General features: G+C 56.7%; 11 protein-coding genes. All 11 read right to left on the minus strand.

The annotated features are described in order from the left end of the window. Position 1: 1 nt before the first annotated feature. A complete protein-coding gene (gene tssK, locus GO499_RS15855; protein ID WP_161863088.1) occupies positions 2-1,342 on the minus strand; it encodes a type VI secretion system baseplate subunit TssK in 1,341 nt (446 codons plus the stop codon). A gap of 63 nt (positions 1,343-1,405) precedes the next feature. Continuing rightward, positions 1,406-2,713 carry a type VI secretion system-associated FHA domain protein TagH gene (gene tagH, locus GO499_RS15860; RefSeq protein ID WP_161863089.1) on the minus strand — a complete coding sequence of 436 codons (1,308 nt, stop codon included), beginning with the start codon at positions 2,711-2,713 and terminating at the stop codon, positions 1,406-1,408. An 8-nt stretch (positions 2,714-2,721) separates the two neighbouring features. Further along, positions 2,722-3,009 (minus strand): PAAR domain-containing protein, encoded by a 288-nt coding sequence (locus tag GO499_RS15865; RefSeq protein ID WP_161863090.1) that lies wholly within the window; start codon positions 3,007-3,009, stop codon positions 2,722-2,724. Continuing rightward, entirely contained in the window at positions 3,009-3,608 is a 600-nt protein-coding gene (locus tag GO499_RS15870) for a DUF6931 family protein (RefSeq protein ID WP_161863091.1), read from the minus strand. Before GO499_RS15870 ends, GO499_RS15865 begins: the two co-directional genes overlap by 1 nt. Before the next feature lie 7 nt (positions 3,609-3,615). Beyond that, entirely contained in the window at positions 3,616-5,655 is a 2,040-nt protein-coding gene (locus tag GO499_RS15875) for a type VI secretion system Vgr family protein (RefSeq protein WP_161863092.1), read from the minus strand. Between the two features lie 33 nt (positions 5,656-5,688). Further along, positions 5,689-8,397 (minus strand): type VI secretion system ATPase TssH, encoded by a 2,709-nt coding sequence (gene tssH / locus GO499_RS15880; RefSeq protein ID WP_161863093.1) that lies wholly within the window; start codon positions 8,395-8,397, stop codon positions 5,689-5,691. Positions 8,398-8,441: 44 nt separating this feature from the next. Beyond that, a complete protein-coding gene (gene tssG, locus GO499_RS15885) occupies positions 8,442-9,458 on the minus strand; it encodes a type VI secretion system baseplate subunit TssG (RefSeq protein WP_161863094.1) in 1,017 nt (338 codons plus the stop codon). Then, positions 9,422-11,293, minus strand: a complete 1,872-nt coding sequence (gene tssF / locus GO499_RS15890; protein WP_161863095.1) for a type VI secretion system baseplate subunit TssF — start codon at positions 11,291-11,293, stop codon at positions 9,422-9,424. The genes tssG and tssF overlap by 37 nt, the downstream gene beginning before the upstream one ends. 6 nt (positions 11,294-11,299) lie before the next feature. Beyond that, complete coding sequence (tssE, locus tag GO499_RS15895; RefSeq protein WP_161863096.1) at positions 11,300-11,797, minus strand: type VI secretion system baseplate subunit TssE; 498 nt, start codon at positions 11,795-11,797, stop codon at positions 11,300-11,302. Beyond that, on the minus strand, positions 11,790-12,593 hold the full coding sequence (locus GO499_RS15900) for a type VI secretion system accessory protein TagJ (RefSeq protein WP_161863097.1): 804 nt from the start codon (positions 12,591-12,593) through the stop codon (positions 11,790-11,792). The genes tssE and GO499_RS15900 overlap by 8 nt, the downstream gene beginning before the upstream one ends. Before the next feature lie 75 nt (positions 12,594-12,668). Beyond that, the gene (locus tag GO499_RS15905; protein ID WP_161863098.1) at positions 12,669-13,160 is read right to left on the minus strand and encodes an Hcp family type VI secretion system effector; all 492 of its coding nucleotides are present in this window, start codon (positions 13,158-13,160) and stop codon (positions 12,669-12,671) included. Between the last annotated feature and the right edge of the window lie 35 nt (positions 13,161-13,195).

A 13,195-nucleotide genomic window follows, 5' to 3' on the forward strand; every position in this document is an offset into this window, starting at 1 on the left:
TTCAGCCTTCCTGAATAGCCCAGAGTTCCATGGAAAGACCGGGGTACTCTCCCGAAACATGCACGGCGATCCCTCCCGAGGTCGTCATTTTTGCCCAGTGAGGACTGGAGCGGTCTAGTTCACAGTATACGACACCAGTGTGGTACGGAATTTGACGCGGAGCGACCGGTAGCGGCCGGATAGCAATACCCGGCAGAGCAGAGTTGACCATCTGCCGTATTTCCTCGACCGATCCGATCTTGGAATGGCCAGCGAAGTTTCGGCGAAGGTCTTCCGCCGGAACATCGGCCTTTACAGCGAGAACAAAATTCGCACCATCAATCAACTTGCGATCACCGATGACACCGACACTGATGCCGTATTTTCTGGGTTCGAGCGGGATTGAAACGGCATTTTGCTCCAGTACCGCTGAGAGGTACTGTCGCAAGATCCGCATCACGGGCGCAAACGAAGCGGCCAGATCATCGTGCCGATAGCCTGGAAACTCCGGCACTTGTCTTTCTGACGCCATGAAGGAAGACAGTTCGCCGGCAAGTGCCACGAATTGCTGAAATAGCCGTTCCGGGTGCAGTGGCTGGACTGTCAGAAAATGACGGATAACGGGCAAATTTCGGTTCACCGTTTGCAATAGCATGAAATCAGATACGTTAGATGCACCCTTTGCCGACCCCGCATCTGCCATGCGCGCAGACAAAGCGTTGGCACGGTGTCGCAACATACCCTCTAGTTCGGTGAGGAACGTTGCCAGCGGAGGCGCGGCACGGCAATCAAGACACGACGGTATGAACCCCTTGTCGAGTATAACTTCTCCGTTCGGACCAACTTCAATTATCCGGGCGACGGGGATTCTGAGCATGTCGGCAAGATCATCCGTTGCCAGGCCAAACGCCAGTCGGAGCTTGCCGACAGCCACAATTGATGCCTTTCGGTCCCGGCTCATGGTGTCCGTAATTTCCAATTCCGACGGAACAAAACGGGCAGCAGACGCCGTTGCGCCTGAAAGATCGACTTCCGCCGCCCCACGACGGCGCTCCGGAATGGTAATGAAAACAACGCAATCCTTGGAGTTGGCGGGCACTTCCAGCGCCACCGGATGATCCTCCGTCTGTGGAACGCGGAAAACCGCTCCATCCTGCGTCAGGCCTGTGCAGGCATGGATAGCGAATTTGCCCAGCTTCAGCGCATCCTCATCCAATTCGATTTCAGCAACGCCCCACGAATAAGGTGCAATGGATCGGGACAGGCCAGCCACCAGTGCCTCTGTATAGCGATCCGACTGCTGGAAATGATGGGGCTCCATCAAAAGCCCCTCTGTCCACAAGACCTTGCTATCCCAGGACATGGACCGCTCCCTCATTTACGACTGAACAACCACTGGGATCGAATTCCGATTGCGCGCTTGTTCTCATTTCAAACGGTCCAACTGATCCTGATATGCTCGCGCGAACTCTTTGCTGAAGAGCTCCTGAAAATCGTTCTCGGCTTGATCCGAGAGTTCACCATACATCTGCTCGTATTTCTCCCAATAGTTGGCCTTCTTGTTCTTCAGAAGGCCACCGCTCCCGCCCGTTTCCTCCATTTTTTTGACCACCGCCGCTGGATCAAGGCGCGAAAGCAGATTGTTCAGCGCCGCCTCCATCCCTGTGATCATTGCGATTTCGTGCGCTTTGATGTCGTTCAACGCTTCCTCTACGGCCTCTTGGGGCGGAAGGTATCCTCGCTGAGTTGGCTGCACGATCGCGTCTATGGCCTGCTCCGGACTGACTGAAAACTTCAACGGATTGTTGTGGCCCGAGGTGATTTGCGTCTGTTCCATTCGGAACTCACTTTTGATCGAACTGCGCGTCATCAGGATTTCACGCATCCCGATTATGCTGAGGCGCATGATCTGGCCAAGCCGAGCCATTGTGGCCGGCAGCTCCTGCTCAGGAATCTTTGCCAAGTCCGTCCCAAGCATTGCGAAGAACGCCGTCAGCGGATCTGTGTCGCCGGAAACCGGGCGCACATGCGGAGGCATCTGGGTCGCGGCAGGCAGGGGCTGTGTACGCACTTGCCCCTTTTCGGGGAGTGGCACTTGACGCTCCTGCTGGGAAGCGGTGCTCTGAAAATCATCTTCCCAGTCGTCCGGTATGATCGCATTGGACGGCCTGAAACTGTCGTCCACACCGTCGCCATGCTGCCCTGAAAACTGCGGTGCATCCTCTTCTTGTTTATTTTCAGCTGCCGGAGGCAGCAATTCATCCAGAGGATCGTTCGCAGGAACATGCCCTGGTCCCTTGGGAGACGATCCCCTGCCGAGAATATCGTCGAGAAAGTCATCATCGTCGTCCGGGAGGCTATGAGGGGCGTTCCGTTGAGGGCGGACAGGTGTCGGTGTCATCGGTGCCGCCGGCTCATCCTCAGTAATCTCCACTACCAGCTCATAGGTTCCAAGGACGAGGATGTCTCCGGATTTCAGTGGTTTGGGAGACGCTCCGACTGGAGACTTTGCGTAGTTCAGAAACGTTCCGTTGGTGGAAAGATCTACAACGAGGATCGAGCCGCCGTGATCCTCCAGAGCGCAATGTCGCTTGGAGATCAACCGTTCGGGGTCCGGTAGAACCATGTCGTTCTCCGGCCCGCGCCCAATCGTAAGGGCGCCGCCTGTCATTGTTACAGGTGCGCCGGTGCCGGGCACTGTACCCGTTGTCTGAAATCGGACCGTCACGGACATTTTGTCCCTTATCCTCCCGTCAGCACCGTCGGAGCCCCCAGCGTTACGGCTCCCCCCAGCGAACAGAGGTCGGTCAGTCTGGCAGCCGGCAGGTTCGAGATGAGAACCGTCATCGAACCCTTGGCAATGGGGTGGGGCGCCGGAGGGATCACACCCGGCACCATGTCAGTTACACGTGCTGCGGGCAAGCCGCAGACGAGAACCGTCGGAGCGCCCGGACCGGAGATCGGTGTCGGTGCACCCTGAGTTGCAGGGCAGATATGAATGTCGGTCAGGCGGGCTTGAGGAAATCCCATCATTCCTCCCCCTTCGCTTCGAAATCGTTTGGCAGACCATTGCCACCCCGGGCGATATCCACCGCTCTGTCGATAAGCCTGTCTGCAAACATTTCCATTTCGTCGCCATGCAACGCGAGGGCCTTCATGTTCACACCGAACGCCGCCATTTGAGAGGCGCCTGGCGGGGCAGGGTACTTGGAGAGTTCTCCTGGACCGAGCGTATCATCAGAATAGGCTACGGCGGTGGCGCAAAGTTGCGCGTCATCATCCAGTTCGGCGATGTCCAGAGCAGTCATCGCTTCCTGCCGCGTCGAGTCGCTCGGCTTGAAAACCCAAGTCTCAGCCGCTTCAAGCGTCGGAGATGGTCCGCTCGCCTCGACAATATCGCGGCCCGCCAGACAGGCCCACCAGATCCGCTCTCTTACCGGCAGAGAGACGGCAAGCAACCGCAGCATGTCGAGATGTGCCTGTTTTTCCTGCAACTCATCCAAGACGGTGGCAACAGGGGCGTTTGCGGGTGCATCAAGCTTCGTGTCCAACTTGACGTTGGCCATAGCAAGAATCCGCGCGGCCGGCTGACCCGATATTTTCGTCAGTCCCTCAAAACGTCCGGTCATGTGTCACTCAGTTTATCATTGTAAGCGACCCTTTAAGGGTCAGAATACCGTTTGCATTGACGGTTGTCATCGGCGCCTTCACATCAGCACTTATCTTGCCCTCGACAGCGACGGTGGGTGCCGAGATCTTCACACCTGAAGGATCAATCTTGATCGAACTCCCGCCCACCGTCAAAGTTATGGATTGTGCTGCAGTGATATCGATCTTGCCTGCCTTCACATCAACACTGTAGTTGCCCTGTTTTATTGTCGAGGACATGTCCTTCGTGACTGTAAGATCGCTCTTGCCCTCGACCGTCTCGTCTTTGTCCTTTTTGACAGCGAGGGTCTGGTTGCCATCCTTCACTGTGAATGTGTGGTTGCCGGTTTCCAGGCTCTCGGTCTTATGACGATAGATCGTCTGTGTCAGATCGCCTGCGTCCTGATGCTCCATACCGATGGTGATATCGGCATTATTCTTGATGATCTGGGTGTAGTCCCGCTCCGACTGGAAACGAACGAATTCGGAGTCTTTCTTGTCTTCGAATACAAGCTCATGAAAGCCGTTTCCACCTTGGGAAGAGTTGGTTTTCAGGCCGCTCTGCGTCTTGTTTTCCGGTAACGCATAGGGCGGCATGAACTTGTCGTTGTACAGCATGCCCGTGCATATCGGTCTGTCCGGATCACCCTCCTCGAACTGGATTACCACTTCCTGTCCCATGCGGGGCAACCACATCATGCCCCATTTCTTTCCACTCCATGGCATGACGGTGCGTACCCAGCAGGACGATCTTTCATCCTTTTGCCCGTCGCGATCCCAATGGAACTGTACCTTGATCCGCCCGAAACTATCGGTGTGAATTTCCTCTCCGTTCTTGCCGACCACTACTGCGGTCTGAAGGCCGGAAATGCTGGGTTTCTCTGTAGTTGATGGCTGGGCAAATCGGGTTTCGTAAGGGATTGCACGGAACTGGCATTCGAAGCTGCTCTTGCCAGGCTCTTCGGCCATTTCTTCCAACTCATGCCGGGCAACACCCTCTAACCGGAATTGCGCGTGTGTAATGGTGAACATTTTTCCTTTGTCTGCGCCATCTTCCGGTTGAAAACGCTGTCCAACGGCCATCATGCGCACATTGGAAACCCCGTTGCGAACCTCCTGCCGCGCTGCCCAACTTTGTTGGCGGGCAAGGGCACGACTGGAGCCCAAGTCTGCAGTCCTGTGGATACCGGGGTAGTCATACCGCTCTATCGCGGGAACCTTCTTTTTCGCGCCGCCGTCTTTGGGCGTCGGTGGAAGCTTCTTGGCCACGAGGTCCGTCGTCGATTTCTCGAAATCGTAGTCCGTCAACGTTACCGCCAGTGAAACCGAACGTTTTCGGCTTGACCAGTTCAGGATGTGTTGGTCCAGAAGTGCATTGCCAGAATTTTGTTCGTGGATTTCGATCTGCGCATGACCAGGGATGTCCTGATGGCAGGACACCTCGTCACAGAGGGTCATCACTGCTTCGCCACTAGAATGGTCAAAATAATAGTAGATGCCTTCCATCTCCATCAGCCGGCTGATGAAATCGAAGCTGCTTTCCCTGTACTGGACGCAATAGGTCCGCGCTTCGTAGCTGTTTTTCAAATTCAATTTGACAGAGCTCTCCAACCCGGCATCGCGGACAACTTCCATGATGATGTCGGTCGCAGACATTTCTTGAAAGATCCGGCAGTCAAAGTCCTGTGTCAGTCGCCAAACAAGCGGTTGGAGATCCACTTGAAACTGGGTGTATTTTCTCCGTTCGACGGGCACCCAGACCTCGCCGATTTCGGCGGCGGCGATGCAGATACCACTGAAATGTCGCCTGTCAGTGCCGTCCGGGCCGGCAGTTACCTGGAGATCAAACCCCGCTTCGAGCAAGTCGGCGGGGTTCACGCTGCCACTGGGCGCAAGAAATTCTACTGAGAAGTCCGGCAGTTTGCTAAATTGCTCCTCCACGGAAGCGGTGAGAAACAGAAGATCTTCACTCAGGTTTTTGCCTGAGAGCTGCACGGAGAGCGCATAGTCCTGATCTACAATTGCCATTTCACACCTTCTGGCCGCAGGTTTGCGGCGTAGTTACGCGTTAAAACTGTAAGTGAATTCGCCACCGGTCACGTCTATCGCCACCTGATCGATCTCACCGCCTTCCATCATCCGCTTGAGGAATTCCGCCGAAATTTCCGGCAGCATCGTATTTGTGACGATGGCATCTATCATCCTGCCACCGCTTTCCAGCTCCTGACAACGTCCCACGATTTCCTCCACTACCGCATCGGAGTAGGAGAACGGTACGTTGTGCGTTTCTGATACGCGTTTCTGGATGCGGCCAAGCTGAAGCTTGGTAATTTCGGCAATCATTGAAGGACTGAGCGGGTAGTAGGGTATCGTCACCAAACGCCCGAGAAGTGCCGCCGGAAAGATCTTCAGCAGTGGCTCGCGAAGGGCCTTGGCAATACCATCGGGCTCTGGCATCAGCTCCGGATCGGCGCAGAGATCCATTATCAGATCCGACCCTGCGTTCGACGTAAGCAGGATCAGCGTGTTCTTGAAATCGATGACCCTGCCTTCCCCGTCTTCCATCACGCCCTTGTCGAAGACCTGAAAGAAAATTTCGTGGACATCCGGATGCGCCTTTTCGACCTCGTCCAGAAGTACCACAGAGTAGGGTTTGCGTCGCACAGCTTCCGTCAGCACGCCGCCTTCGCCGTATCCTACGTAGCCCGGGGGTGCGCCCTTCAGGGAAGAAACGCTGTGCGCTTCCTGATATTCCGACATGTTGATCGTGATGACGTTCTGCTCTCCGCCGTATAGGGACTCGGCCAGCGCCAACGCGGTCTCCGTCTTGCCGACACCGGAAGTTCCGGCGAGGAGGAAGACACCGATGGGCTTGTTGGGATTGTCTAATCCCGCCCGGCTGGTCTGAATGCGTTTGGCGATCATTTTCATGGCATGATCCTGCCCGATAACCCGCCGGGAAAGATGTTCGTCAAGCGACAAAACCGTCTGAATTTCATCGCGGACCATCCGCCCGACAGGAATACCCGTCCAGTCACCCACGACTGTGGCCACGGCCTGAGCATCGACGATGGGCAGAATAAGCGGGTTTTCACCCTGCAACCCCGTAAGATCGTCATTTCTCCGCCGAAGCTCTGTCATCAGTTCTTCACGCTGTTCGACAGTCAGCGGACTTGACGCAACCTCTGCGGTTTCCGCAGGCGCATCCACCGCTGCTCCACCCTCTCGCAGTTTCGCGCGAAGGTCGATGATGTCACTGACAACGGCCTTCTCGGCATCCCAGCGTTCCGTCAAGCCTTTCAGGCGCTCCTCCTCACGGGCTTTCGCCTCTTCAGCAACTGCCCGGCGTTCAGCAGTATTGTATCCAGCGGTTTCATCACGCCCGATGATCTCCAATTCCGTCTCCAAGGTGGCAATGCGGTTTCGACTGTCGTCCACTTCCGCAGGAACGGCGTGCTGGCTTACGGCAACGCGGGCACAGGCTGTGTCCAGAACACTTACGGACTTGTCCGGCAACTGGCGCGCGGGAATGTATCGGGCCGAGAGCATGACGGCTGCCTCCAATCCTTCGTCCAAAACCTGCACCCGATGATGCTTCTCAAGCATTGATGCGATGCCACGCATCATCAATACGGCTTTGGAAATTTCCGGTTCCTCAACCTGAACAACCTGAAACCGACGGGTGAGAGCCGGGTCTTTCTCTATGTGTTTCTTGTACTCGGCCCAGGTCGTGGCGCCAATCGTCCGCAATGTGCCCCGGGCGAGGGCCGGTTTCAGAAGGTTCGCCGCATCTCCGGTACCGGCCGCGCCGCCCGCCCCGACCAGAGTATGCGTTTCATCCACGAACATGATTATCGGCACCGGGCTAGCCTGTACCTCGTCGATCACGCCGCGCAGGCGATTTTCGAACTCGCCCTTCATCGAAGCGCCGGCCTGCAGTAGCCCGACATCAAGAGCCAGAAGACGGGCCTCTTTCAGCGCCGGCGGCACATCGCCGCGCGCGATCCGCAGCGCGAAGCCTTCGACGACGGCAGTTTTGCCTACACCTGCCTCTCCTGTCAGAATCGGGTTGTTCTGTCGGCGCCGCATCAGCACATCCACGATCTGTCGGATTTCCTCGTCGCGTCCAACGATCGGGTCTATTTTTCCGTCGCGCGCATCTTGCGTCAGGTCCGTACAGAATTGCTGCAGCGCCTCTTCCTTACCCATCTGTGCAGGCGCCATTGCCTGTGAGTGGGTGCCCGGCGCCACACCGCCGCCAGTGTTGGAGCCACCCTGCGGTCGCAGACCTTCTTCAGGCGAACCGTTTGTGGCTGCTGCAAAGTCTTCTGCCAGATCGTCAGTCTTGATATGTCTGAATTGCTCCGAAACGCCAAAAAGCACGTTCCGTAGTCCGGGCGTCTTCAACATCCCCAAAAGGAGATGCCCTGTCCGCACCTGATTGGAGCTGTAGAGCAATGAACCGTAAACCCATCCACGCTCCATTGCGTCTTCAAGGTGGCTGGAAAGATCGGAGATTGCGCTGGCTCCACGTGGCAGGGCATCAAGTGCACGCGTCATGTCCGCCGCCACCCTACCATGATCCAAATCGTAGTGCGCGATGATCCTGTGCAGGTCACTGTCCTGCCCCTGAAGTATCTGGTAGAGCCAGTGAACGACCTCCACGTAGGGATTGCCCCGCAGCTTGCAGAAGACGGTGGCGCTTTCGACCGCCTTGTAGCCAAGGGAGTTCAGTTTTCCAAAAAGGGCGACGCGGCTGATTTCACTCATGGGTCTACACTTCTTCTGTCTGGGTGCGCTTGCGCATGTGGATTTCAGGAGGAATTTGGATGAAGCAAAAGGTCGTCGGCATCACGAGCGTGGGGGCCGGAGCCGATCCAGCCAACATGGCCGAGCCTGACATTTTTACCCAAAACCGGCTTGGGCACTTCTTCGGCACCGAGAACTAGGTTCAGGTCCCAGTCCAGCCTGTCACCGACGTGGTTGCGGACCACCGCTCTCAGGCGTTTCAGGGATTCGCCTCCCGGCAGAAGGCGCTGATAGTCCGCCAGCGCCATTGGTCCAATGACGATGCGAAATTTGGACGCGCGTGACCACACGCGGTTGCCTATCAGACTGCCCCGGCCAAGGCCGGTGGGCACGCCAATTCTCCAGCAATCCTCCGGCTCCAGTTCCAGCCAGCTTCCGATGAACTGCTGAACGCGCACTGGCGCCTCGAAGAATGCGGAGAGCATGTGCGCCAGACCTTCAGCGCTCTTGGTCTGCCGGCCCATGGTGGCGGCGAAATGCAACTTCACAGAATCGGGCATCGCATCGCGGTCAGCCATTGCCTTGCCGTGCAAACCAGCCAGAGCGGCAACATGGGATGAGAAATCATCCGAACCCTCTCGGTCATGCGAGGGGGCAGGCTGACCGGACGTCCATGCACGGAAAAAGAGGGTCATCAATCGGTGAATGAGCATGTCACCGAAGGCAATCAGGGTGCGGTCACCCTCATGCCGCTGACGATTTCTCGCATATTCGGTCATGTGAAGCGGCAGCGGTCCGTGTGGTCCGAACAGGCCAAAGAACCGATTGATCACCAGTGGCGGCCGCTTCCCCGTCGCCTTCAGGATTGACGCGAGGGTGGATGGTGGGAACGCAAGTTCTGCCTCCTGCCCCAGGCGCACCGGGTCATCCTTTGGCCTGCGGGTTTCCCCCATGCGCGGCTTGCCGCGGGAAGATGCATCAAGAATCCGCAGGGCGTGGAAGAGATGGAAACGCTCCGGCCTGGCCTGAAGCGCTTCCATCTGCTTCAGATCATTTGGCCGAGGCCCGTTTCCGGTCGCCATCGCGCGATTTCCCCTCTCTGCTGTGTCCTGAGAACCGTTTCAGTAAAACTGTTCAACGTGGCATACTTACGGAAGAAACGTTCCAGCACCGCTGCCATCAGATATGTGCTGGAGCCTTCGTAATTGTCCTCATCGAAGGTCAGTGTAATTTCCAGACCACGAACAGCAGTGGACAGAACTTCGTCGTACATCCGCCGTACGATCGGGCGGGTGGAGACGGAGACGAGACCCTCAAGTTGCTTGTCCACTATCCGGTCGCCAGGTGGTGCATAGATTGCGATCAACTCACGCAGGGCCTCGACGCCACCGTCTTCTTCCACAAGGGAAAGGTAGTTCAGGCTTAGATGGCTGATCAGCCGCCAAGCTGTATCTGCCAGCGCAAGTGTCGGCCGCGGACGCGTCGGGCTGACGGGAGTTGCGACCTTTGTAACGGGGCCGCCATCTGCCAGCTGGAACAGGTTGTCCGCCCCGGTAGCCAGCAGCAATGGCAGATCGCGGTTCGTACAACGGACCTTGACCGCAAGTTGGCTTAGGTTGGGACTGTAGGGAGCCTGGTTTCTGTCAACGAGTGAAAGAAATACCTCGGAGCCCAGGTAGGTCGTGCGCGCACCGGACAACCTTTCCCGTTCCGTACGTTGGCGCATCCGGCGGTTTTGGGCAAAATAGGCCCGCTGAAAGTTGCCCGCCGCCGTCACGTCGGTGCTGGAATAAAACGGATGAAAATCGACATCTTCGTCTCCATCGTTGCTGATGCCACGCACAGATTGGATGTCGTAAACCTCATAGTCGAGCGTGGCGGTCCTATCGACCACCACCTGATGTTCGGTCTGTCGTGCTGTCACCGGAACCCTGTCACACCGCTTCTCGAACAGGTTCACGGCAGGCACTGCGTGCAGATCGAACGCATCAGGTGTCACCATAGGAGCGATGCCGTCCATGCCGTCTCGCAGCAGGATGTAAATGTCCACCTCTGCTCCCTCTGCGCGGCTGATGCCCGAGGCCAGACCTGCCAGTTCAACGAAATGAAATCTTTCCGGCATCGCGAAGTATTCTTGCAACAATCGATATCCGTCCAGACTCTGGCGCGGGTTCGGTAACAGCGACTCCTCCGGCTCAAAGCCTTTGGGCTGCAAGGATGAATTCGTCAGGTGGTCCACCCAGTCATCCCGTCTGTCCGTTGAGCGGGCAACCAGACCAGTGTGTGCGGACATCAGCAATTCATGCAGTTGCCAGCCGCTGGCCCCTTTTTCACCGAGATAGATCGAGAGTTTGTCGAGCGGCAGTTCCGAAATCTTGCCTTCGTCCAACCGGCGCAGACGCAGCCGGATGGCCGCACGTGCCGGACGGTTGCCAGCCACGCCGGAGGCAACGAGTTCGCCGCGCCCATCGATATACTCCGCTTCCACCACCTCTAAAGGCCAAAGAGTCAGATCGTGCGAAGTACGAAATTGACAGGCTGTCTGCTGTCCTTCTCCGATCACTGAACGGAGTACGGTTTCACGTGGAAGCAGGTACCCTTCGGCAAGCCCACCGCCTACGTAATCCGGCGTGAAAGAAGCAATCATCATTGACGGTGTCGGCGCGAGATAGTGCGGATAGACGATCTCAAGCAAGTTTCGGGTGAATTCGGGAAACTGCTGTTCGATCTCCAACTGAACGCGGGCAGACAGAAAGGAGACGCCTTCCAGAAGGCGCTCGACATACGGATCTAGCACTTCCAGTTCATCCATCCCAAGCCGGGACGCTATTTTTGGGTAGGATTGCGCGAATTCTTCACCCATTTCCCGCAGGAAGGCGAGTTCGCTCTCGTAGTGCTTCAGAAGGCGCGTATCCATAATGCTTCAGCCCCTCCCGTCCAGTCTTAACTCACCGGTGGCGACGTCCACCTCGCTTCGCAGATAGACTTCCAACGGTAACGGTTCGGCCCACATGTCCGCCCGTATGTCGTAACTGACGACAGACGCCGTCTTCGTCTCCTCCGTTCTTAGGGTCACATGCAGTGAGTTGGGCAGGATGCGGGGTTCAAACCGAAGAATCGCTTCGTGGATCGCCTTGCGGATCGCGGCAGCCTTCTCCACTCCGGAAAACTCGCCGGCCACCTTGGAGATCCCGTAGTTCAGCACTGAGTTTGCGGCGTGGGGAAACAACTCCTCATCTATGAAAAACTCGGCATTCGACGTATTCAGGAGCCATGCCAGATCGCGGCGGAGGATCTCCCGTAGCTTTCGTATGTTAATCACACGCGAATCGCGGTTCTCCCGCATCTCCTCTGGCGCCTCGTCGGTCAGCCGATCGAGAAGCGATGGCTGAAGACGGTCCAGGATTGTCTGGTCAGCCATTGGAAGCGGGCCCATCAAAAGTGATCTCGCGGATGTCCATCAATGGAAAATCACCTGCCTCGGTAGCCATCATCCGCTGGCCGATACCGACAAACGTTTCTCCACCCAAATCCTGCCATTCCGTGCTGCGGGACAGTTTGGCCGCATCTGACCCGGTGGTCGCGGTGCCTGCGTAACGAGTTGGTATCAGGGCAACAATGTCGCTTGAGTTTGCCAAAGTCACATTGGCTGGCATCCAGACGCTGTCGCGCAGATCTTCCGGCTCTGTGAGCGTGATCTTTGTCAGCTGGTCCATTGGCACCCAAAAATATCGGCCGTTTATGACCATCTCGAACAGCGGCCCTAGGCGGGTGTCGGCATCGGCGAGCCACTCGAAAGGCTGCCCGTTGAGGGTACCCGAAACGATCGGTGCTGCTTCAAAAGCTTTATCGCGAAGTTCTGCTACAGTTTCTGTCTTTCCGGCTGCCAAAGTCTTCAGAGCCTCGATCAGAAGTGCGACCCATTCCTGCGGCTCACCGAAAATCAGCGGCTCTTTCTCACCCGCGAACACCTTTTCACGATAGACCTCACAGATAATCCCTTCCCGATATGTTTGAGCCATGGGAATTGCCAGGGCATCTAGTTCCGCGGAAACCTTGAGCTGAGCGACCGCCCGCTGCCAGTCTCCAAGGACACAGAGCAATTGGCTGAGGAAAATGCGGTGTTTCGCGGCTGATGGGTCAGATCTAACCGTATTCTGCAGTTCCGCGAGTGCGCCGGAAAGGTCTCCGTTTCTGAGCAGTTCTTCCGCTGACATGTGAGCCGTACCTTCCCTCAAAACGCAAATCTCCCGCGCCACCAGATGAACGGCGGCGCGGGAGTTTATTGGAGTTTATCCGTCGAACTTGGATTCCTGTGCGGCGATATCGTAGATCACCGTAACAGGCGTGTCGCCCGTGCCATCAGGCTTTTGCGGCACATATTCAAACTTCATCTGGCTGAAGTTCAGGGCTATGTTCTCGGTCAGTCGGTCCTCACCACCGGAGCCGCCCGTGGAAACGGAAGTCACGATGATGTCGTTGAGGTGGTAGACAATGTACTCCAGTTGCTTGCCGCCAGCCTTGCGGACATAGAGTTTGCCCTTTTTGATGTGCGAACCGAGGATGCTGGTTTCCATCAGTTTCGGCGAGGACTTGTCGACATACTTGGTGACGGAAATGTCGCCGAAGTTTGCGCGACCAGCGCCGCCGCCACTGCCCATGTGGGTGGTGCCGGAATTGCTGACGCCGAAGGACCAGGCAAGGATGTCGATGTGATCCTTGTGCGTCTTGTCCTGAGCCTCACCCTTGATGCCATCGAGTTCGAGGAACATGTCTACAGCCATTGGAATATCTCCTGTGTGTTACGTTGAACGCTATG

It is taken from the genome of Algicella marina (genome assembly GCF_009931615.1).
GTDB classification, from domain to species: domain Bacteria; phylum Pseudomonadota; class Alphaproteobacteria; order Rhodobacterales; family Rhodobacteraceae; genus Algicella; species Algicella marina.

Excerpts from the sequence above, each read along its gene's own strand:
- GO499_RS15875 (WP_161863092.1), bottom strand. The coding sequence starts at position 5,655 with ATGGCAATTGTAGATCAGGACTATGCGCTCTCCGTGCAGCTCTCAGGC.
- GO499_RS15900 (WP_161863097.1), bottom strand. The coding sequence starts at position 12,593 with ATGTCAGCGGAAGAACTGCTCAGAAACGGAGACCTTTCCGGCGCACTC.
- tagH (WP_161863089.1), bottom strand. The coding sequence starts at position 2,713 with ATGTCCGTGACGGTCCGATTTCAGACAACGGGTACAGTGCCCGGCACC.
- GO499_RS15905 (WP_161863098.1), bottom strand. The coding sequence starts at position 13,160 with ATGGCTGTAGACATGTTCCTCGAACTCGATGGCATCAAGGGTGAGGCT.
- tssE (WP_161863096.1), bottom strand. The coding sequence starts at position 11,797 with ATGGCTGACCAGACAATCCTGGACCGTCTTCAGCCATCGCTTCTCGAT.
- tssK (WP_161863088.1), bottom strand. The coding sequence starts at position 1,342 with ATGTCCTGGGATAGCAAGGTCTTGTGGACAGAGGGGCTTTTGATGGAG.
- tssH (WP_161863093.1), bottom strand. The coding sequence starts at position 8,397 with ATGAGTGAAATCAGCCGCGTCGCCCTTTTTGGAAAACTGAACTCCCTT.
- tssF (WP_161863095.1), bottom strand. The coding sequence starts at position 11,293 with ATGGATACGCGCCTTCTGAAGCACTACGAGAGCGAACTCGCCTTCCTG.
- tssG (WP_161863094.1), bottom strand. The coding sequence starts at position 9,458 with ATGGCGACCGGAAACGGGCCTCGGCCAAATGATCTGAAGCAGATGGAA.
- GO499_RS15870 (WP_161863091.1), bottom strand. The coding sequence starts at position 3,608 with ATGACCGGACGTTTTGAGGGACTGACGAAAATATCGGGTCAGCCGGCC.
- GO499_RS15865 (WP_161863090.1), bottom strand. The coding sequence starts at position 3,009 with ATGGGATTTCCTCAAGCCCGCCTGACCGACATTCATATCTGCCCTGCA.